This is a genomic window from Microcoleus sp. AT8-A3 (assembly GCF_036705675.1).
Taxonomy (GTDB): Bacteria; Cyanobacteriota; Cyanobacteriia; order Cyanobacteriales; family Microcoleaceae; genus Microcoleus.
This window is the reverse complement of sequence record NZ_JAUBVD010000065.1, coordinates 12,527-32,231: the sequence shown is the minus strand read 5'-3', so window position 1 is coordinate 32,231 and position 19,705 is coordinate 12,527. Positions and strand designations below refer to the sequence as shown.

Below are 19,705 nucleotides of genomic sequence, written 5' to 3'. Positions count from 1 at the left end.
GTTATGTAGGGTGCGGATCTGCTCATGTTTAATGAAACTTGCAGATTGACTGGTGGCGACGCACCGATGCTTACGACCCTTGTTGTGTGTACCGCATATACATGGAATATGCTGTATTATTTCAGGCGTCCCCTGTGCAGCTAACTTCAGGAAAATAGCTTGTTGATCGAGCCTTAAACCGTAAGCTTTCTAAGCTTTTTGAAACCGTTCAAAAAAATGTTTTAAGTAGTGAAATCTCACATCTCAAATCACATAAATTTAAAGTCTCTAATCTGTCATCTGTCATTAGATAGATTTACCCCAAGATAAAACTTATGAGAGCAACTTGCCGTCTCATCTGAATGTTACAAAATATTAAAATCAATCACAACCTGAAACCAAATTCAAATCGCCAAAAGCCTTAATGTAAAAAAAATTATGTAAACTTACGAAAGTTAATTAAAGTAAATGTAAAGACATCAGTGGAAATACGGAAATTGATAGATATAATAGGTGGTACACACGTGGATCTATTGCGGTGATTGGAATAAGGCGGTGAATACTATGCGTACTTTGATTCAGCTCACAACAACGGCAACCCTGGCGGTCTGCCTGCAAGTGAATATAGTCGGCACCGCCAATGCGGCTCGACTTGCCAGCAACTCAGCTAGCAATTTCACAAAAGCCCGTAGCGCGGGCAAGATCCCGACGCCATTGACCCCCAGATTTGGGACAGTGACATCAACCTCTAGGTTTGGAAATCTCCAAAAATACGAACCAACCCCGAACGGGAACCCCGAAAGTGACGGTACGGGAACGCGCTGACCCCAAATTTTTAATAAATTTTTAATCTTCTATTCGCGGAGATTTGTACCAATTGGATTGGTTAATTAAAGTATGGCTGCACCAATCCGGATCGGTGAGGGGATAGTCCACTCGGTAATGACCGCCGCGACTTTCGGTGCGAAACGCAGCACTTTTGACAATTAAATAGCCGATATCCAATAAATTCCCAACTTCTCCCCAATTTCGCAAAATCGAGCTATTCTCCGTCTCAGTAGGGGAAAAATCAATAATTTGTCCGGGCCGTAAATTATCAAGCGTTTGACTCAAAGGCAAGGAAGCAAATTCTTGCCGCCAAATCTCAAGTTGGACGATCGCACTTTCCAAATCCCGCTGTCCCCGGCAAATGCCCGCACTCTGCCACACCAAATTCCGCAATTCAACCCGCAACCTTTCGATCGCCTCAATGTCCTGTTCAGAAATCGATTTATCCCAGATTTCCCCCGCATCTAACTCATCTGTGAGTGTTTTGGGCCTTCCATCTTCTAGCTGCAAAAGTCCCATCTGCGCCCCAAAAACCAGACATTCCAGCAGCGAATTGCTCGCCAACCGATTAGCACCGTGTACCCCCGTGCTCGCAGTTTCTCCCACCGCGTACAAACCCGGAATCGAAGTTTGGTTGAACTTGTCAGCCACAATCCCTCCCATCCAGTAATGGGCCGCGGGCGTCACCGGCACCGGTTCGGAAAAAATATCAATTCCCCAGTCAGCGCACACTTGAATAATATTCGGAAACCTGTAGCGCAGTCGATCGACCGCAATCGGGCGCAAATCCAGCCAAACATGAGGTTCCCCCGTTTTTTGTAAGTGGCGGAAAATAGCGCGACTGACAACATCCCTAGGGGCGAGTTCCCCGCTGGGGTGAGAGTCAAAAGCAAAGCGATATCCCTTACTGTCAACCAAATGAGCTCCTTCTCCCCGCACCGCTTCGCTAATGAGAAACCGAGGCGCGCCCGCTGTGCTCAGCGCCGTCGGGTGAAACTGCACAAATTCTAAATCTCGCAGCAGCGCCCCGGCGCGCCACGCAATTGCCACCCCGTCCCCGGTACTTACCGACGGATTGGTCGTTTGAGCAAAAACCTGTCCGCCGCCGCCTGTCGCCAGCACCACGGCTTTAGCTTGCAGCCACTTGACTTGTGAGCCACAAATCGAGCTAATCCCCTGACACCGCCCGCTTTTGTCTAGCCACAGACTCAAAGCAAAGGCAGGAGATACGAGTTGAATGTTTTTGCGGCTTAATACTTTTGCTGTCAGCGTACCGATCACGGCTTTGCCCGTAGTGTCGGCGGCGTGGAGCACTCGGCGGCGGGAGTGGGCTGCTTCTAGGGTGAGGGCTAAATCTGGGCCGGTGCGATCGAATGCAACGCCCATTTTCACCAGGGAGTCGATGCAAGCACCAGCTTCCTCGACTAAAAATTTCACCGCCTCCAAATCGCAAAGACCGGCTCCCGCAGCCAATGTATCCTGAACGTGCAGCGCTGCGGAATCTTCAGGGGCGATCGCCGCGGCAATCCCTCCTTGGGCCCAATCGCTTGCAGAAACAGGTAGGGTATTTTTATTGATCAAGCCCACCTGCAAATGTTCTGGCAGGCAGAGTGCTGTGTACAAACCCGCCGCGCCAGCACCTATTACCAATACGTCAAATTTGTCAGTCATAAGTCTGCCGCCAGTCAATTTTAGATTTTAGATTTTAGATTTTAGATTTTAGTCTACAGATGAATCTGGGGACTTGAACTAATGTCAGTCAAGGGATTTTAGATTTTAGATTTTAGATTTTAGATGAATGAGGGGAAGTCGCTTATTTCAATCTAGCGAATTTGGGTCGGCTTTTGCCGAATGGTGGTTGAAAGTAAGTCTTGAGAAATTAAAGGCAGAAGTCATCAGCCTATAGAAAAAAAATCTTTTCTTTCTGCCAAATGCCTTCTGCCCAATGACTTCTGCCTTCAAATGAGACCCGCTGCTACCTAGTCGTAGAGACCATTATTCAACCGGTTGTCTCCTTCAATAAAGACTGATTCAACATCAGTTACGGTGAATTTGTCCATGTTAGCTTGCAGCAGTTTTTTCTGAGCTTCCGTCAAGTCTGAAATATTGAGTACGTCCTCAACATTTTCGTAAGGAGCATTCTTAATAATTAGTCGAGCTAAAGTGGGATACAACCCTCGAAATTCCCGAAAGTCCCGGACGGCGCTGTTGTTCAAATCAAGTTTTTTGCCGTATTCTGTGGCAAGCTTCTCATCGGCGCGATTGGTTCTAGCCGGAGCTTCAACTGCTAGGAGCGAGGATGATGGCAAGACGATACGGCTTAATGACGCCGCGATCGCGCTTTGGTCTCCAGCCCATGCAAAGCAGCCCAGCACTAAGCCCAATACTGCCAATAGACGACCCAATCGTTTCATGAAGTTTTGTCTCCCAATTTCATACACAGCATTTATGTAGAGACTACCATTTTGCTTATGCAGTTTTTCAGATAAATCCGCAATAGGTAGAGGGCTGTTATAAACTTTCCCTTGGGGTATTGACAAAGCAGATTATATATGATAATAGGTGAGTTTTAAGCATCGCAGACAAGTTTATAAAAGGCACTCCAAATTAAAAACTCGGACTGCGATTTTAAGGGGTTAATTTTTGCCCCGCACCCACTTTTCTAGCTATCAAGAACTTTTTCCTTTCGTTTTGAGAAAAGCGTTCAAGTCAGCATAAGTACCGCCGTAAGTCACGGTGGGATGGTCGTAACCCTTTAAAGCAACGGTGTGCTGCTCGAAAGCGCCCTGGGCCCCTAATTGCGTCAGATATTTGTAGGTAGTTTCTCCCACAGCGATATCCTTGCCGATTTGCTTGGTGCAAGATTCCAGGCGAAATGCTGCGTTTACAGTATCTCCCAAGGCAGTATAGTCCGATCGGTCGCTGCTGCCAGAATTTCCCACCATTGCATAACCGGTATTGATGCCGGCCCCGACTCGCAAAGGAAAAGGCAGGGGGTAACGGCTGCTGAGTTCGTCTGTTGCCTTGTGCAGTTCGCTCAAAGCTTGGCAAATCCGCATCATTTCCTCGCTGCTGACACCGCTGGTTTTGTGGAACCAGACTGCCATGATGGCATCGCCGATGTATTTGTCCACCCAACTGCCGTGTTCGCGAATGATCTGTCCTGCTTTGCGGAACCAATTGCCGATGACTTCCGAGAGGAGGGTTTCGTCTAGCTGCCTAGTCAAAACTGTAAAGTCTCGGATGTCCATTACCATGACGCTAATCAGGCTACGCACCGTCAAAGTCGCCGTAAAATCTTCAGAGTCTGTCTCGTGTATTGGATCGTGTCGGTGGCCGGCGCTTGGGTTGTAGAAGTCCAATTCGGTTTGACCGAAAATAATCCGATCGCCATTTCTGAGAGTGACAGGAATACTGACCCGCCGCCCGTTGACAAAGGAACCATTGCGGCTGCCCAAGTCGATCAGGTAGAACTCTCCTGTCTCCATTTGCTGTAACATCGCGTGATTACGGGAAATCCAGCGATCTGTCAGTACAAAATTATTGTCATCGCTCCGCCCTACTGTCCAGCAATTGCTGCCGGAGAGCGGCAAGTAGCGATTGCCGCTTTTCTCTGTACGAAGTACCAAATGTGGATTGGCTTGCAAAGTCACCACAGCCCTAAAAACGACATCAAGTCAACCGGTTTGAGGTTTTAAACTTTAAATTTTAACTTTACCGCGCGGCTTATGACTGAGATTGCTGCTAAAAAACCTCAAATCGGCCGTTCTCTAATCTAAAATTGTTTAGTCGATCGTCGATGCACCAAACCATACAGGATTGCCGAACCACAATTCGATCGCCAGCAAAGGTAGTTATGGTTCGATCATAAGCGAAATTGTCATATTTTTCACCCCACAGTTCTATCTGGGGAGTTAAATTTGGTGCTTTTTTGCTGAAAATATAACTATCTACCAATATTCTACCTAATGTCACGGCTCTCACTGCCCGCCAAATTTTATTTAGACTAACGGGGCATAAAAAACTGAAAAATGGCTCTCCGGCTCCGATCGAGAATTGTTAAACACAAGGTATCTTTAAGATTTGTTGCTTAACTTCGGGTTTTTGAAGATATCAACAAAGCCTTTTCCTCGCTGCGGCGGTCAATAAGTTGGAAATACGAGAATTTTATGTTGTCGAAAAGAATTTTGCCTTGTTTGGATGTGAAAGCCGGTCGCGTGGTCAAAGGTGTCAATTTTGTCAACCTTAAGGATGCTGGCGATCCGGTAGAAATGGCTCAGGTTTACAACGATGCCGGTGCTGACGAGTTGGTGTTTCTGGACATTACGGCGACTCACGAAGACCGGAATATTATGATCGATGTGGTGTACCGCACGGCCGATCGAGTATTTATCCCTTTGACGGTGGGCGGCGGCATCCAATCCTTAGACACCATTAAAAGTTTGTTGAGGGCGGGCGCTGATAAGGTGAGTATTAATTCGGCGGCGGTGCGCGATCCGAGTTTAATTGACAAAGCCAGCGATCGATTTGGTAATCAGTGCATTGTAGTGGCGATCGACGCTCGCAAACGGCAAGACGCAGATCGTCCTGGTTGGGACGTGTACGTGCGCGGAGGGCGAGAAAATACCGGCAAAGATGCGATCGCCTGGGCAAAGGAAGCCGAACAGCGCGGCGCCGGCGAAATTCTGGTGACAAGCATGGACTCGGACGGCACTCAAGCCGGTTACGATTTGGAATTAACTCGCAGCATTGCCGAAATGGTCGAAATTCCCGTCATTGCTTCCGGCGGCGCCGGCAACTGCCACCACATCTACGAAGCCGTGACTGAGGGGAAAGCAGAAGCTGCACTGCTAGCTTCCCTGCTGCATTACGGGCAACTCAGTGTAGGAGAAATTAAAACTTATCTAGCAAAATTTCAAGTTCCCGTGCGACAGCAGCAGCCATTAGTTATTAGTCATTAGTCAGTGGATAGTCGATCGCATCTCATATCTTGCAACATTTTTAACAAACCGCTCTGCGGGTTCACTCAAGCGCCCTCTCACGTTGTAAAGAGGCTAAATAAATCCGCCCCCACCCCACGATAAAACCAGTTACTGACATTGATACTGCTATGTGAGGCGCATCCGAAGGCACTTATAGAGAATTTTTTTGATTCTACACAAGTGCCTTCTACATAAATCTCTTGGGGCGATCGACGCCAGTCAACTAGAAATATTCCCTGAGAAGGATTTCAAATACCAGCTTTTTCAGCTAAATATTATATATTAGCTCAATTTGAAAGAAAGCAACGGTTGCTTTTATCAAACTTGAGTTAAAGATTGTGCAGAATATGAGTGAGCTTCAGCCTGTTAACAATCTTAGCGATCAAAACTTCTAAAAACGGAGAAAATTTGTATGTCTTTTATCAGCTTTAACTTCCCTGCCAAGCGTTTAGTCCGCAGTTTAATAGCTGTTTGTTTTTGTGCTTTGATGTTTGTTTCTAATGCTTTCCCCGCTTTTGCCGTTACTAGCAGCCCCACCAAAGGTGAAGACCAACTTTTAGGAATTGAAAAAGAATCTCAAGAAGCTGTACTGAAAAAACCAATGTCCTTGGAAGAAACTCAAGAAAAAGCCAGCAAAGGGCCTAACGAAGTTCAGGGAGACGCTGACATTGAAAAAATGAAAAATCCTTCCAATACACAAGCTACATCCTTTGAGCAACAAGTCAAAAAAGCTGTCAGTAAAATTAAAGACTAACTCAGCGCGCAGTAGTCAGCGGACAGTTGTCAGTAAAAAAGATTAGGGACAGGCCGCGGTGCGGTGTCCCTAATCTTTTTTTTGAAGAGACACCGCACCGGGCCACATCGTTTGAAAGGCAGTATCCAATCTAAATTTAGCTTGAGTTTTCAGAATTGCTCTTAGATGGAATAAAAAAGTGGAAAGGACTTGGCATCTTTCGGCTTTACGAACACTCTTTGCTGGGGCTGCAAGTTCAAGCTATCGAATCTTTCTCTAGTCAAATTAGCGTTTACTACTTGACCGTCATCTAAGGTTAATTCTACCTGAATTTCCCATCCCAAATGAATCAAGCGACTGATTCTTGCAGGCACTGTTGCACTATTTTCTGTAGTTTCAATTACTACGTCGTGAGGGCGCAAGAAAATCTCTGGGTTGGCTGAGTCAAAGCCGTTGTCTTGAAACATTCTTGAACTGCTGGGCAAGACATTGACGGGGCCGATAAAACTCATTACGAAGGCACTAGCGGGATGGTCGTAAATTTCTGCGGGTGTGCCGACTTGTTCGATTTTACCTTTATTCATGACTGTAATTCGATCGGCAACTTCCATCGCTTCTTCTTGATCGTGCGTCACAAAGACTGTGGTAACGTGAACTTCGTCGTGCAGTCGCCGCAACCAAGCGCGCAAGTCTTTGCGAACTTTGGCATCGAGAGCTCCAAAAGGTTCGTCTAGCAATAACACTTTCGGTTCCACAGCTAGGGCTCTGGCGAGGGCCACCCGCTGCCGTTGGCCCCCTGAAAGTTGCGACGGGTATCTATCGCCCAATCCTGCCAATTGCACTAAATTCAACAATTCTTCTACCCGCGATTTGACTTTCGCGGGTGGTGTTTTCTGAATTTGCAGCCCGAAAGCGATGTTTTTTCGCACTGTCATGTGCTTGAATAGCGCGTAGTGCTGAAACACGAAGCCAATTTTGCGGTCTTGGACGCTAGTATTGGTGGCATCTTGGCCTGTCAGCCAGATTTTGCCGGAGTCGGGCATTTCTAAACCCGCAATCAGTCGCAGCAGTGTAGACTTGCCGGAACCAGACGGGCCCAGCAATGCGACTAGGGAACCCGATTCAATTTCTAAGCTGACTCGATCGAGTGCTTGGAAACTGCCAAACTGTTTTGATACGTTTTCTACAACTATGCCCATGGTAGGAAGAAAGAAGAGGGAAGAGGCAGGATACAGGAAGCAAGAGGCAAGAGGCAAGAGGGAAAAATGTGAATCTCCGGTTTGTGGATAGGTTAAGGTTAGTTTTTTTATAGCACGATCGCACATCAGTTTGTTAATTTTAGGGTTTTGGCGATCGGTCAGTCGATTTTAGATTTTAGATTTTAGATTTTAGATTTACTTGCAGCGCAGTGAATCTGGAAGATGGAACTTTGGTCTAAAATTTTGAGTTCTCCAGGGCTTTGTATGGGTTTTGGGCGGTGTCAATCGATTGCGCGATTTGAGATTTGAGATTTTAGATTAAAGGATTGAAGCATTGACTTGCGCGAGATAAATCCGGGGGCTTGTGTATTGGATACAGGTTTTTGTATTTCTGGGTCCTGAGTCTGCGCGTTGGAATGAATCACGTGGCGGGTATCCTGGATGCTTTCGGTCAAACAGCCGAAAATTAACAAAAATGCACCTCCAAAACAAAACAACACAATTCTTTGCCACCAAAGTTGGCGTTTGGTACTACAATGCAGCAAAAGTTCAAGCGTTTTTGACTTCAACGGCTGAGGGGATAAAGGAAAATGGGAGATGTTGGACGTGTGCCTGTAGGAATTATCGGCGCTTCAGGGTACGGCGGCGTGCAACTTGTGCGACTGCTGGCGGACCACCCGGCGGCTGAAGTAGTTTATTTGGGCGGGGATAGCAGTGCAGGAAAACCTTATTCCAGCCTTTACCCGCACCTGACTAACTGCATTGATTTGACAGTAGAGGCGATCGACCTAGACCAAATAGCGGCAAAATGCGAAGTTGTGTTTCTGTCGCTGCCGAACGGTTTAGCTTGCAAAATGGCACCGACGCTGATAGAAAAAGGCTGCAAAGTCTTGGATTTGTCGGCTGACTACAGATTTGAAAATCTGGAAACTTACAAAGCTTGGTACGGGGGCGAGCGATCGGACTCTGCTTTAGCTGCAACGGCTGTTTACGGTTTGCCAGAATTGTATCGCGATCGAATTAAAGACGCTCAGTTAGTAGGCTGTGCCGGCTGCTACGTCACTGCTAGTTTATTAGCCCTGGCACCTTTGCTCAAACAAGGTCTCATCGTGCCAGAAACAGCAATTATCGACGCCAAATCCGGTGCTTCGGGAGGGGGCCGCAAAGCCGAAGTTAATCTGTTGTTGGCTGAAGCAGAGGGTTCTCTGGGCGCTTACGGCGTTGGGCGCCACCGCCACACGCCAGAAATCGAGCAAATTTGCAGCGATTTAGCGGGACACGATATTAAAGTTCAGTTTACTCCCCACCTAATTCCGATGGTGCGGGGAATTCTGGCGACTGTGTACGCAACTTTGCGCGATCCGGGTTTGGTGCGGGAAGATTTAATCACGATTTTCAGCGCTTTTTACCGCAATTCTCCTTGGGTAAAAGTGTTACCGGCTGGAGTTTATCCGCAAACAAAATGGGCTTGCGGCACAAATCTCTGTTACATCGGTGTGGAAGTAGATCCGCGTACTGACAGGGTGATTGTGCTGTCGGCGATCGACAATTTAATTAAGGGCCAAGCCGGTCAAGGCATCCAGTGCATGAACTTGATGATGGGCTGGGAAGAAACTTTGGGTTTGCCACAATTGGCTTTCTATCCTTAATTGGTAATTGGTAATTGGATCGGGGCGGGTTTACGAGATGATTGGTTTTTAGGCAATTATTGTTTGTAAAACCCGCCCCTTGTATCCACACGATCTAAGTTTTCGATGCTCGATGCCCATCCGATTTTAGATTTCTGATTGTTAATTTTAGATTCAAGTTACTAATCAATTCTTCAATCTAAAATCTAAAATCTAAAATCTAAAATTGTCAGATGCCCGATTACCAAGTGTTATTTGGGCCCGTAACCGATCGATCCTGCATAAATTGCCCGATCGCCCAATTGGTCTTCAATCCGCAATAAACGGTTATATTTAGCCACCCGTTCGCTGCGACACAAAGAACCAGTCTTGATTTGGCCGGCGCGAGTCGCTACCGCTAAATCGGCAATGGTGGTATCTTCAGTTTCACCGGAACGGTGGCTGATGATCGATCGATAGCTGTTCCGTTTGCCCAGGTCGATCGTATCCAAAGTCTCCGTCAAAGAACCAATTTGATTCAGCTTAATCAAAATCGAATTGCTAGCTTTCAAATCAATTCCTTTTTGCAGTCGCGTCCGATTAGTCACAAACAAATCGTCACCCACCAATTGAACTTTGCTGCCCATTTTCTCAGTCAGCGCTACCCAACTGTCCCAATCGTCTTCATGCAAACCATCTTCAATGGAAACAATCGGATATTGACTCACCAAACCATCCAAATAATCGATTAATTCGGCAGGCGAATGAGCCACACCGTCGTAAGTATACTGCCCATCTTTGTAAAATTCGCTAGCAGCAACATCCAAAGCCAAAGCAACTTGTTCACCCGGTTTGTAGCCAGCTTTTTCAATAGCTGCAATCAACAAATCCAAAGCTGCTTGATTGGATTTAAGATTAGGCGCAAAACCGCCTTCATCACCCACACCAGTCAGCAAACCCTCAGCTTTTAAGACTTTACTCAAGGATTCAAATACCTCTGCACCCCAGCGTAAAGCTTCTTTAAAAGATGGCGCACCCACAGGGACAATCATAAATTCTTGAATGTCCACATTATTGTTAGCGTGAGATCCCCCGTTGATCACGTTCATCAAAGGCACGGGTAAAACGTTCGCCAAGGGCCCGCCCAAGTAGCGGTAAAGGGGGAGTCCTAAAGTTTCGGCGGCAGCCTTTGCTGTGGCTAAGGAGACTCCGAGAATGGCATTTGCGCCGAGGTGGGATTTGTTCGGGGAACCGTCCAACTCAATCATGGTTTTGTCTACCAGCGCTTGGTCGATCGCATCTAGATTAGCCAAAGCGGGGGCAATTTTGTGTTCGACGTTAGCGACGGCTTTTAGGACTCCTTTGCCGCCGTAACGGCTTTTGTCGTCGTCGCGGAGTTCGTGGGCTTCAAAAGAGCCTGTAGATGCGCCGCTGGGGACTTGGGCGAGCCCCACAACGCCGTTGGCTAGGTAAACTTCCGCTTCGATGGTGGGGCGTCCACGGGAGTCGAGGATTTCTCTGGCTTGAATAGATTCGATCGCAGTGTCTAGCATATTAATTATTCCTGACTTAACTCAAGGTTTCATGACAATTAGCAGTCTCTGGGTTTTCCCACGCTGACTGCTGACGGGTAATAGAGTACGCGATCCCCAGAATTATTGGTACACAGTTCAAAATATTTGCGGATTTGGACGTGCAGATTGGTGTCAATAAGCTATGCTTGTTGAATAAAGATTGACAGCAATTTTGACAATAATTTGATTATTTTCACCCCAAATTCCCGCAGATTTCTTAATTGAAACCTTTGTTAAAATCAGAAGGTCAATCGATTTTAGATTTTAGATTTTAGATTTTAGAGGCGACCCCACGGATAAATTCGGGGGCTTGTGTATCGGATACAGGTTTTTTATTTCTGGACGGATCGATCGCGTGGCGGGTATCCTGGATGGTTTCGGTCAACAAAGTCAATCAAACAAGGAGAAACTTAGGATGTTAGAAACAAATCTCGGAGAAATTAGAGCATTAGCTGAAAATTTAGACCCAATTATTGCCGATCCCCCAAACATCAAATTACTCACAGGGCCATTGCCAAATCCAGCCAGCGACCCCAACTTTTTTGACTTAACTCCCAATGACGACGTAGTTCAATTAGCAAATGGAATTCTGCAGAATACTCCCGGAGGTTTGCGGGCCTTAGCTGGTAACGATTTTGTCAGAGGTTCCGGTGGTGCGGAACTGATGAACGGTAACAGCGGCACAGATACTTTAATCGGAGGTTGCGGCAGCGATACTATTCGCGGCGGCCAAGATTTTGACATTCTTTATGGAGAATGTGGCAGCGATTTTGTCAGCGGAGATCGAGATAATGACCACGTTTATGGAGGCACGGCAAATGACTTTATTCGCGGCGGTAAAGGGAATGATGCTTTAGTAGGAGATAGTGGAAATGATACTATAATCGGTGATGCTGGAATTGATAGACTTTGGGGAAGTGAAGGCGCAGATTTGTTTGTTCTCCGCACAGAAATGGGAGCAACTTCGGGGGAAATTGGTTCGCTGCAACCGCCTCCTAGTGGCAATTTTGATGTAGATGAAGTGACTGCAGATTTTATTCTCGATTACGATCCGGCTGAAGGTGATGTAATTGGATTGACGGGAGGATTGACGCGAAATGATATTGTTTTGAGCGAAAGGTTTTTAACCATTGGTGATGCCAGAGATTATGACAGCAGTGGCCCTTTTCCTCCGGGAATTCCTCGCACTGCTGATTTTAGAATTTTAAATACTAAGGCGACGGTGATTCGGGAAGCTAGCAGCGGCAATATCTTGGGTTTGGTGAAGGATGTTTCGCCGAGTCAACTTCAGTTTACCTCTGTGTCTGACGGGACGATCGCCCTTGGATAATCCGCACCCTACAATAGACATCTCCAAAATATAAACTCAAGGGCGGGCGAGACGCCCACCCCACAAAACAAACTTTCTTGTGGGGTGGGCGTCTCGCCCGCCAACCCGATGTGCATAAGCCGGGTAATTTGTTTGTTGGAGGTGTCTAATCTTTAAGATTGCCAGAAATCCGCCACATCATATCCCATTTCGGTGAGCATTTGCCGCAGCAGAGGTAAGCTCAAACCAATCACATTCGTGTGGCATCCTTCGATTTGTTCCACAAAAAAGCCGCCTTTACCTTCCAGTGCAAAACAGCCTGCACATTGCAAGGGCTCTCCGGTAGCGACGTAAGCCGCAATTTGGCGCGAGGTAACTTCCGCAAAATGAACTTTTGTAACTTGACAGCGAATGCTCGATCGAGACATTGCCTCATCCAAGTCATCGAATCTAGTATCAATTAAAGCATGACCCGTATACAGTTCGCCCACCTTACCGCGCATTTTCTGCCAGCGCGAGATTGCTTCCTCCGCATCCTTGGGTTTGCCGTGAATTTCGCCATCTATGAGCAAAATTGAATCGCATCCCAACACCAAACACGCTTTGGGATTGGGGATTTGGGGGTGAGAATTAGCCAGTAAAAACTTAGCTACAGCCTCAGCTTTTCCCTCTGCTAACACCTGCACTAAATTAGTGGCATCTTTCATTTGTATTTGCCCTTCATCAAAGTCGCTGGGGCAAATCACAGCTTGAATGCCAGCATTTTCTAGCAGGCGGCGGCGGGCTGGAGAAGCTGAAGCTAATACAAAATTTGGAATTTTCATAAGTTAAGAAGGAAGAAGGAAGAGATGAGAAGGAAGAAGGAAGAAGGAAGAAGGAAGAAGAAAGAAAAATCAACTAAAATATTCCTCATCTCCAATGACCTGCGCCCTATTCCCCATTCCCAACTACTTTTTAACCTACTAATAAACAGAGAAAGATTTAACAACTTTCTCAAAAGCTTCTTTTACCTTTGGCCAGCGTTCTTCGGTAGTGGAAACGTTAAGGGTAAAAAGTTTGCCGCGGCTGACTGCTACACTCGCTAAGTTGTGGCGTTCTTGGTTTGGCAACTTAACGGCGTATTCTAAAATGTAATAGTTTTTCGATCGCGATTCACGAGCTTCTGCATTGACTAATTCAGCTTCGCGGCCCGAATCAGCCGGGGCGATCGCACTTTTGCTGAGCTTGTATCCCACATCCGTCGGCGATCCCAAATCCGCCAGAGTTTTGTCCTTCGCGACTGGACTGATTACCACGCTAACGTTCTCGGTTTGCTGAATCAAATCGCGGAACACCACATCGGGCCCGTTAGAAACCGCGATCGGCAGCCAGCCGTTAGGATAGAGAAATTGATAGCCGTCGCCAGTATCAACGTAGCTTTTGAGTCCGGTGACTTTAGACACACAACCTGTCAAGGTGAGGCTTAGAACCACCAGAAGTATTGCCGCAATTCGTTTGAGCATTCTTTTTACGGGTAGGGTAACAGTAAAATATTTAATTTTAATTGTCTCACCAAACCTTGCCCCTAAAAATAGTTAAGCTATGGATCGCTGTTTGTGTAACGCCAGCGATCCATAGCCAGATAGTTTAATTGTTAACAAAATCATTACAGGTGAGTCAGCCAGCTAATCAGCCCGTGCTTGGTCGAAACTTCTAAAGCCAAGAGAGAAACAAAGCCAATCATGGCAAGGCGGCCGTTTAAGCGTTCTGCGTAGGGGGTAAAGCCGGTGCGGGGTTCGTCATCGACGTATACTTGCGGCTCGATCGCAAAATTGTTCATTTTGCCTTGGTCGTCCAGCATTAAGCCTCTGTTACTCATGTTTTTTTTCCTAAATGGTTTTTAGTGTACTGTAACTAAATGTAACAGACTTGTGAAGATATGTAAAGGATTGTGAGAATTTTTTTTTAAATACCCCGATCTGACACCAGTTTATAAAAAAACTGCAACTGTAGGCAAGCTCTAAACCCTTATCTAGTCAGTCTTTCCCAATTCTCAAATCTAAAATCTAAAATCTAACAATGGTATGACTGTGGGTAGACTCTGGGCCCCAGAGGGGGGAGGATAGAGTGGAGAGGCACAAAAGTCGATGGTGTATGGCAAATCCAGTCTGGGTTTGACGAAAATTGTGGAACGGAGGAAAAATTTATGCGGGCCAGTCTGGAAATGCGGTGGTTTTATAGCGGTGCACTGCCAAAATCAATCAATCAATGGTTTGGAAGCGAGAGTCTCGGCACGTATCTTTCGCCTCCCGAAGAGCGGGAAGACATATATTTGCTAGTACCAAGCTGCGACTACTTAGGAGTGAAGCTACGTGGGAAAACCTTGGAGGTAAAGTGGCGTCAGGGAGAGTTGGGGACAATGCCCTTCGGCAACCGCTGGGAAGGCAAAGCCGAAAAGTGGCTGAAGTGGGTTTGTGCGGACACGATGGCGCCGATACCGGCGGATATTTTGGCGACAGGAAAGTGGGTGGGAGTCAAGAAAAAGCGAGCGCAGCGTCTTTACCACGTTTCGGAGTCGGGTGCGGTAATGTCAGTGCCAGTAGAAGCCCCCATTCCTCAAGGTTGCACCGTGGAACTTACTCAGTTGAACATTAACGGCAGCGCGTGGTGGACTTTGGGATTTGAAGCATTTGGCAGCGAAAGTTCTTTGACAGAAAACCTGCAAACAGTAGCTAGTTGGACTAGCAAGAGTTATCAGGCGCAAAAGTTAAAAGCTGAGGATTCATCTGCTTATCCGGTTTGGCTGGCTAGCAAGTAATATTAAACCCGGCTTTAATAATACCTCCTGTATTTTTTAGTCGCCCTCTGCTGGGACGAGAGTTTGTGTAGATGCGGTTTCAAGAGTCTGATGGAAGGGGTTTCTAACTATAGCGCGAGCGGTCTTCGCGAGGGGGGCGCTCGCACTGCACTCGAAAAATTACAGCAGATTTCAGGTAAATGAAGAACAAAGAAACCTGTTTGGAGTAGGGGCAATGCCAAGAGAACCCTCCCTGATTCAGGATTTCAGTTCAAAACTCAAAACTATTCCCCCTCTCTCCGATTCTCCTCCTCTTTCATTTTCCCCACTCGGCCAGCACTTCTGAGAATTTGACAAGCTAAAATTGCCGCCCCAAACCCGTTATCAATATTCACCACACCCACACCAGCCGCACAAGAATTGAGCATAGTTAAAAGAGGAGCAATCCCGCCAAAACTCGCGCCGTAACCCACACTCGTCGGCACAGCAATCACCGGACAATCTGCCAAACCCGCAACCACACTCGCCAAAGCACCTTCCATACCCGCAACAGCAATCAACACATCAGCATCAGCAATCACGTGCCGGTTGCTCAGCAAGCGGTGAATGCCGGCAACTCCGACATCCCACAAACGTCGCACCTGAAAACCGCAAAGTTCCGCAGTAATTGCCGCTTCTTCCGCTACAGGCAAATCCGCCGTTCCCGCACTGATAATAGTCACAGTACCCGGATGCTGCGGAGTTGGGGAATTAGGAGAAATTGCACAAATTCGAGCCTTTTGGTAGTAGCACAAATCGGGTATTTTTTGTTGCAATTGCTCGAAAACTTCCGCTTCGATTCGTGTCGCCATCACCGCCGAATTTCGCCCGCGCATCGCCTCGATAATCTCAACAATTTGGTCGGGCGTTTTCCCTGGGCCCCAGATTACTTCAGGAAAACCGGTTCTTAAAGTGCGGTGGTGGTCAATTTTGGCAAAATCGCCGACTTGTTCAAAGTCAAAATGCTTTAATTTATCTAAAGCGGCGATCGGACTAATATCGCCAGTGGCAACTGATTCGAGTAACTGCTGTAAAATTTTAGGTTCCATAAACTAATAACAAATGACTGCTAACTAATGACCTGCCCAAAAACGGATACAAGCCCCCAACTTAAATCGCGATGGCACAATTTTAGACTCTTGTTCAAGTTCCCAGATTCATCTTTAGACTAAATGAAATCTAAAATCTAAAATCTAAAATCTAAAATCGACTGACTATTCTGTTATTTTCAACTCGTACAAATTCCAGAAAGCACCGCCGAGGGCACTGTAGCGAATTCCCGAAACGCGATCGCGCACCGCCTCAAAAGTCAGCGGATTTACCATATAAACAAAAGGCACTTGTTCCGCTATAATCCGCTGCGCCTCCCCATAAATTTCCTTGCGCTTCGCCTCATCAAGCTCCTGAGAAGCTTTCACGTAAAGGTCATCGATTTTCTGCTCCCAGTCGTAAACTTGCCAACCCTGAATCGGCGGTTCTCCGGCTTGCGGGCCTTGGTTGAAACTGTGCAGTGTGCCGTTAACAGACCAAATATTGTAGCCGCTGTGCGGTTCAGTACCTCCCGTAAAACCGCCGAGGTAAGTATCCCAATTCCGCGTCAATCGCAGCTTTTCCACATAAGTGTTAAAACTCAGGAACTGCGTATCAATTTGCATCCCCAGTTTGCCCAAGTCTTGCTTAATTTGCGTTGCCATTTGTTCCCGAACTTTTTTACCTGCCGCCATCAACAAAGTAAATCGCACCTTGTTGCCTTCAGCATCCAACAATTCTTCGTTACTATTATACTTGAATCCAGCACTTAACAGTAACTCTTTGGCTTTTTGTCGATCGTAACTGTAAGTTTTCAATCCCTGTTCTGGGGACAGGTAGAACGGGCTTTGCGCCGGAATTGGGGAATGCAGCGGCGCGCCCAGTCCGCGATAGATATTGTTAGTCATGGCGGATCGGTTGATGCCGTAGGCGATCGCCTGCCTAAATTCCTTACTCGCAAACCAGCGAGACTTAACCGGGTCTACAAACGGCTGATTTTGAGCATTGCGCCCCTTATTCAGATTGAAACACATAAACACGCTGCCAGTATCTGGGCCGCCGTTAAAGACCGTATATTGGCCGCGTTTTTCCTCCCGTTTCAGCAGCGGAAACACTTCCGGCTCCACATTCAGAGTATCCAAATCGCCCGATCGAAAATTCAGCAGTTGATTATCTGTATTTTCGATAATTTGCCAAACAATTTGCTGGATGTAAGGTTGAGAATTTCCCTCTGCATCTTGGCGCCAAAAATAGGGATTTCGTTCCAAAACCACGCGCTGATTGGGAGTGTAGCTCAGCATTCGATATTGACCATTTCCGACAATTTTTTTAGGATCAGTATCCGTGCCCCAAGTAGTCAGGAATTTAGGATTACCATCTGCATCTGTATTTTCGACAGCTTCCTGTAAAATATGAGCTGGTAAAATTGGGATTCCCCCAGCATATCTAATAAATGGAGCAAAGGGTTCTGCAACGGAAAATTCAACGCGGCGGCTGTCAAGTTTTTTAACTTTTGGGAATTCGCGACTCATGCCAACTCTCAGAGTATCTTTCAAACCGCTAGGAATTTTGTCATTGAAATAAATCTTTTCATAGCTGAAGATAATGTCATCAGTAGTCATCGGTTGGCCGTCCGACCATTTCAAGCCCTCTCGCAGGGTAAAGACAATCTTTTTGCCATCTTTAGACACTTCCCAGGACTCGGCTAAACCGGGTTCTAGCTGCGATGTCAAGCCGTTTTCGTTGATCAATCCCTCGTACATATAGCCAAAGACGCTGTATGCAGATTGATTTAGCGGGTAGTTAAAGGTAGCTGGGCCGCTGGGGGTGGGAACGATGAGTCTGTTTACTAAGTTCGATCGCACCGGAGTGCACGCAGACATAGTTATAGTGGCAATTGCGGCCAGTAAAATCACGAGCCAGCGCAGTCTTGAATGTACCATCATAGAAATTTTCATAACTTTTAACTATACCATTTCAGTGCAACTACGACTGAGACTGTAGCCAACCGAGAAAATCTTCCGTGACCGAGAAATACTTCATTATTCCTACTTCCCGCAAAGCATCTCGAACTTTCGGCAGACCAAATTCTTTTGTATTATTGCTCAAAAATACCTTAACTTCATTAGGATGTAAGTGTGCGTGATTCAAGATGCAGTGCAGAATCAAATTGTCTGTCGGGTCTTCTTCAATAAAAATTGAATTCAAACTTTCTCGAAGTATGCCTGCTGTTAATGGGAGCATTTCTATCTTTATAGCCAACAAATCAAGAGCAGCAAAAAGACGTGCATTAATATCATTGAGCAACACCTCATTCTCATTGAGAGATTCCTCTAAGTGGAAGACAAGAGACTGGGCAGAGGGTGAAGTTTTATCTCGCTTTAGCTGACTGATTTGTTTTTCCATTTCACCTAAAAAACGGTTTCGTCGCTTGATTTCGTCTTCTAAAGCCGAAAGTGATTCCATGCAGCAAATACTTGGTATTGCTATGTTGACTGATGTCGGTACACTCACCAACAAGTTGTTAGCGTCTGGATCGCGTCCCGTAGCAATGCTCATCAGAAAGTTAGTCTCGATATATAAAATTGCCACCAATTTCTACCCCTGATTTTGTCGTCCCACCTGCTAGCAGCGGCAGCAAGCCGATTTTTGCTATCTGTTCTGACGCGGTGGGAATCTCAGACTTCCAATTATAAGCTAAGTCGCGCAGCCATGCTTCAACCAGTCTAGTTAGGTATCGCTTAAAGATCCGTTTGCTGCCAAATTCCGGCTCATAATGGCGAAGTATTTCACCAGTGTTTAGAGAACAAACAGGTTCAGATAAGTTTACTCCGTCCCATTTGAAAATCAGAATTTGTTCGGTGTCAACAAACATCGCATAGGGAATGAGTGTGCGCTGCTCGGATATCTTCGCTAACGCAGCTTTCATCCAAGATATCATGTAGTCAGCAATCCTTTGCTTTGCTGCTGGTTCTTGAGCTTCAATAATTTTAACTTCGATTAGCACGACTACCCGATCGTCCTTATCCAATGCGATAATATCCGCGTCAATGGGTAACTCTAAATCCAAGGTTTCAGTTTGCATGGTTTTGGTCTTCCTAAAACGTAGATTAAAGTTCTATTTTAGCACTAACAAAACTACAGCGTAAGCTGCGATTCCTTCTTCTCTCCCAACGGGGCCTAGCTTTTCGTTGGTAGTAGCTTTGATGCCGATTTGGTCTGGTTTCAATTGTAGGACAGCAGAAAGCCGATCGCGCATTTGCTCAATATGCGGTTTCAGCTTTGGACGTTCTGCCACCACCACCGAATCAATATTGCCGATTTCCCAGCCTTTATCTAATATTAACTGATTGACTTGTGCCAGCAATACGAGACTATCCGCACCCTTCCATTTCGGGTCAGTTGGCGGGAAATACAGCCCGATATCTCCTAAACTGAGAGCTCCGAGCATCGCGTCCATGATAGCGTGGGTAAGTACGTCGGCGTCGCTGTGGCCGAGTAAGCCTAATTCGTGGGGAATATTGACACCGCCTAGGATGAGAGGACGATCGGGAACTAAGCAGTGAATGTCGTAGCCATTGCCGATGCGGATGTTCATGTAAAAGGAAGGTTGGGTAAGTATAGTAGAAGACAATTATTTCATATTTTCA

General features: G+C 46.4%; 20 protein-coding genes. 6 read left to right on the top strand and 14 right to left on the bottom strand.

Going from position 1 to position 19,705, the window contains the following annotated elements; translation table 11 throughout:
- The first annotated feature begins 543 nt into the window (after positions 1-543).
- Positions 544-804, top strand: coding sequence for a hypothetical protein (locus tag QUB51_RS25905; protein ID WP_333243778.1), 261 nt, complete (start codon positions 544-546; stop codon positions 802-804).
- Between the two features lie 21 nt (positions 805-825).
- Here QUB51_RS25905 and nadB read toward each other — a convergent pair whose 3' ends face one another.
- The 4 genes from nadB to QUB51_RS25885 form a co-directional block, all read right to left on the bottom strand.
- Positions 826-2,478 (bottom strand): L-aspartate oxidase, encoded by a 1,653-nt coding sequence (gene nadB, locus QUB51_RS25900; protein WP_333211486.1) that lies wholly within the window; start codon positions 2,476-2,478, stop codon positions 826-828.
- Between the two features lie 308 nt (positions 2,479-2,786).
- On the bottom strand, positions 2,787-3,221 hold the full coding sequence (psbU, locus tag QUB51_RS25895) for a photosystem II complex extrinsic protein PsbU (protein WP_333057469.1): 435 nt from the start codon (positions 3,219-3,221) through the stop codon (positions 2,787-2,789).
- 255 nt (positions 3,222-3,476) lie between these two features.
- Entirely contained in the window at positions 3,477-4,463 is a 987-nt protein-coding gene (locus tag QUB51_RS25890) for an adenylate/guanylate cyclase domain-containing protein (RefSeq protein WP_333057470.1), read from the bottom strand.
- Between the two features lie 88 nt (positions 4,464-4,551).
- Positions 4,552-4,782 carry a hypothetical protein gene (locus tag QUB51_RS25885; protein WP_333057471.1) on the bottom strand — a complete coding sequence of 77 codons (231 nt, stop codon included), beginning with the start codon at positions 4,780-4,782 and terminating at the stop codon, positions 4,552-4,554.
- A gap of 194 nt (positions 4,783-4,976) precedes the next feature.
- Here QUB51_RS25885 and hisF point away from each other — a divergent pair, with 194 nt between their 5' ends.
- Together hisF and QUB51_RS25875 are read left to right on the top strand one after the other, a co-directional pair.
- On the top strand, positions 4,977-5,768 hold the full coding sequence (gene hisF / locus QUB51_RS25880) for an imidazole glycerol phosphate synthase subunit HisF (protein WP_333057472.1): 792 nt from the start codon (positions 4,977-4,979) through the stop codon (positions 5,766-5,768).
- A gap of 433 nt (positions 5,769-6,201) precedes the next feature.
- Positions 6,202-6,543, top strand: a complete 342-nt coding sequence (locus QUB51_RS25875) for a low temperature-induced protein (protein ID WP_333057473.1) — start codon at positions 6,202-6,204, stop codon at positions 6,541-6,543.
- A 161-nt stretch (positions 6,544-6,704) separates the two neighbouring features.
- On the opposite strand, the gene QUB51_RS25870 is transcribed toward QUB51_RS25875, so the two are convergent.
- Positions 6,705-7,721 carry a sulfate/molybdate ABC transporter ATP-binding protein gene (locus QUB51_RS25870; RefSeq protein WP_333057474.1) on the bottom strand — a complete coding sequence of 339 codons (1,017 nt, stop codon included), beginning with the start codon at positions 7,719-7,721 and terminating at the stop codon, positions 6,705-6,707.
- Between the two features lie 590 nt (positions 7,722-8,311).
- Here QUB51_RS25870 and argC point away from each other — a divergent pair.
- Complete coding sequence (argC, locus tag QUB51_RS25865; RefSeq protein ID WP_333057475.1) at positions 8,312-9,370, top strand: N-acetyl-gamma-glutamyl-phosphate reductase; 1,059 nt, start codon at positions 8,312-8,314, stop codon at positions 9,368-9,370.
- Between the two features lie 230 nt (positions 9,371-9,600).
- Here argC and eno read toward each other — a convergent pair whose 3' ends face one another.
- On the bottom strand, positions 9,601-10,881 hold the full coding sequence (gene eno / locus QUB51_RS25860; protein WP_445243176.1) for a phosphopyruvate hydratase: 1,281 nt from the start codon (positions 10,879-10,881) through the stop codon (positions 9,601-9,603).
- A gap of 436 nt (positions 10,882-11,317) precedes the next feature.
- On the opposite strand from eno, the gene QUB51_RS25855 reads away from it, so the two are divergent.
- A complete protein-coding gene (locus tag QUB51_RS25855; RefSeq protein WP_333262700.1) occupies positions 11,318-12,232 on the top strand; it encodes a calcium-binding protein in 915 nt (304 codons plus the stop codon).
- Between the two features lie 152 nt (positions 12,233-12,384).
- Here the strand turns inward: QUB51_RS25855 and QUB51_RS25850 are convergent, their stop codons facing one another.
- From QUB51_RS25850 to QUB51_RS25840, 3 genes are all read right to left on the bottom strand, one after another.
- Positions 12,385-13,035 carry a nucleoside triphosphate pyrophosphatase gene (locus QUB51_RS25850; protein ID WP_333057479.1) on the bottom strand — a complete coding sequence of 217 codons (651 nt, stop codon included), beginning with the start codon at positions 13,033-13,035 and terminating at the stop codon, positions 12,385-12,387.
- A gap of 138 nt (positions 13,036-13,173) precedes the next feature.
- Positions 13,174-13,713, bottom strand: a complete 540-nt coding sequence (gene psbP, locus QUB51_RS25845) for a photosystem II reaction center PsbP (protein WP_333057481.1) — start codon at positions 13,711-13,713, stop codon at positions 13,174-13,176.
- 143 nt (positions 13,714-13,856) lie between these two features.
- Complete coding sequence (locus tag QUB51_RS25840) at positions 13,857-14,069, bottom strand: high light inducible protein (protein WP_190659021.1); 213 nt, start codon at positions 14,067-14,069, stop codon at positions 13,857-13,859.
- Between the two features lie 327 nt (positions 14,070-14,396).
- Here QUB51_RS25840 and QUB51_RS25835 point away from each other — a divergent pair, with 327 nt between their 5' ends.
- Positions 14,397-15,008, top strand: coding sequence for a hypothetical protein (locus tag QUB51_RS25835; protein ID WP_333057483.1), 612 nt, complete (start codon positions 14,397-14,399; stop codon positions 15,006-15,008).
- Between the two features lie 263 nt (positions 15,009-15,271).
- Here the strand turns inward: QUB51_RS25835 and larB are convergent, their stop codons facing one another.
- The 5 genes from larB to ispF form a co-directional block, all read right to left on the bottom strand.
- A complete protein-coding gene (larB, locus tag QUB51_RS25830; RefSeq protein WP_333211494.1) occupies positions 15,272-16,075 on the bottom strand; it encodes a nickel pincer cofactor biosynthesis protein LarB in 804 nt (267 codons plus the stop codon).
- Positions 16,076-16,240: 165 nt separating this feature from the next.
- Positions 16,241-18,001 carry an ABC transporter substrate-binding protein gene (locus QUB51_RS25825; protein WP_333057485.1) on the bottom strand — a complete coding sequence of 587 codons (1,761 nt, stop codon included), beginning with the start codon at positions 17,999-18,001 and terminating at the stop codon, positions 16,241-16,243.
- A gap of 40 nt (positions 18,002-18,041) precedes the next feature.
- The gene (locus QUB51_RS25820; protein ID WP_333057486.1) at positions 18,042-18,647 is read right to left on the bottom strand and encodes a PIN domain-containing protein; all 606 of its coding nucleotides are present in this window, start codon (positions 18,645-18,647) and stop codon (positions 18,042-18,044) included.
- Positions 18,622-19,140 carry a hypothetical protein gene (locus tag QUB51_RS25815; protein WP_333057487.1) on the bottom strand — a complete coding sequence of 173 codons (519 nt, stop codon included), beginning with the start codon at positions 19,138-19,140 and terminating at the stop codon, positions 18,622-18,624. Before QUB51_RS25815 ends, QUB51_RS25820 begins: the two co-directional genes overlap by 26 nt.
- A 33-nt stretch (positions 19,141-19,173) precedes the next feature.
- Positions 19,174-19,653: a 2-C-methyl-D-erythritol 2,4-cyclodiphosphate synthase gene (ispF, locus tag QUB51_RS25810; protein WP_333057497.1), complete on the bottom strand. Its 480-nt coding sequence runs from the start codon at positions 19,651-19,653 to the stop codon at positions 19,174-19,176.
- Between the last annotated feature and the right edge of the window lie 52 nt (positions 19,654-19,705).

Bases quoted from the DNA above. Each gene is read 5' to 3' on its own strand.
- QUB51_RS25855 (WP_333262700.1), top strand. From the start codon at position 11,318: ATGTTAGAAACAAATCTCGGAGAAATTAGAGCATTAGCTGAAAATTTA.
- hisF (WP_333057472.1), top strand. From the start codon at position 4,977: ATGTTGTCGAAAAGAATTTTGCCTTGTTTGGATGTGAAAGCCGGTCGC.
- QUB51_RS25905 (WP_333243778.1), top strand. From the start codon at position 544: ATGCGTACTTTGATTCAGCTCACAACAACGGCAACCCTGGCGGTCTGC.
- QUB51_RS25840 (WP_190659021.1), bottom strand. From the start codon at position 14,069: ATGAGTAACAGAGGCTTAATGCTGGACGACCAAGGCAAAATGAACAAT.
- argC (WP_333057475.1), top strand. From the start codon at position 8,312: ATGGGAGATGTTGGACGTGTGCCTGTAGGAATTATCGGCGCTTCAGGG.
- QUB51_RS25875 (WP_333057473.1), top strand. From the start codon at position 6,202: ATGTCTTTTATCAGCTTTAACTTCCCTGCCAAGCGTTTAGTCCGCAGT.
- QUB51_RS25835 (WP_333057483.1), top strand. From the start codon at position 14,397: ATGCGGGCCAGTCTGGAAATGCGGTGGTTTTATAGCGGTGCACTGCCA.
- psbP (WP_333057481.1), bottom strand. From the start codon at position 13,713: ATGCTCAAACGAATTGCGGCAATACTTCTGGTGGTTCTAAGCCTCACC.
- QUB51_RS25850 (WP_333057479.1), bottom strand. From the start codon at position 13,035: ATGAAAATTCCAAATTTTGTATTAGCTTCAGCTTCTCCAGCCCGCCGC.
- QUB51_RS25825 (WP_333057485.1), bottom strand. From the start codon at position 18,001: ATGATGGTACATTCAAGACTGCGCTGGCTCGTGATTTTACTGGCCGCA.
- QUB51_RS25870 (WP_333057474.1), bottom strand. From the start codon at position 7,721: ATGGGCATAGTTGTAGAAAACGTATCAAAACAGTTTGGCAGTTTCCAA.
- nadB (WP_333211486.1), bottom strand. From the start codon at position 2,478: ATGACTGACAAATTTGACGTATTGGTAATAGGTGCTGGCGCGGCGGGT.
- QUB51_RS25815 (WP_333057487.1), bottom strand. From the start codon at position 19,140: ATGCAAACTGAAACCTTGGATTTAGAGTTACCCATTGACGCGGATATT.
- eno (WP_445243176.1), bottom strand. From the start codon at position 10,881: ATGCTAGACACTGCGATCGAATCTATTCAAGCCAGAGAAATCCTCGAC.
- larB (WP_333211494.1), bottom strand. From the start codon at position 16,075: ATGGAACCTAAAATTTTACAGCAGTTACTCGAATCAGTTGCCACTGGC.
- psbU (WP_333057469.1), bottom strand. From the start codon at position 3,221: ATGAAACGATTGGGTCGTCTATTGGCAGTATTGGGCTTAGTGCTGGGC.
- ispF (WP_333057497.1), bottom strand. From the start codon at position 19,653: ATGAACATCCGCATCGGCAATGGCTACGACATTCACTGCTTAGTTCCC.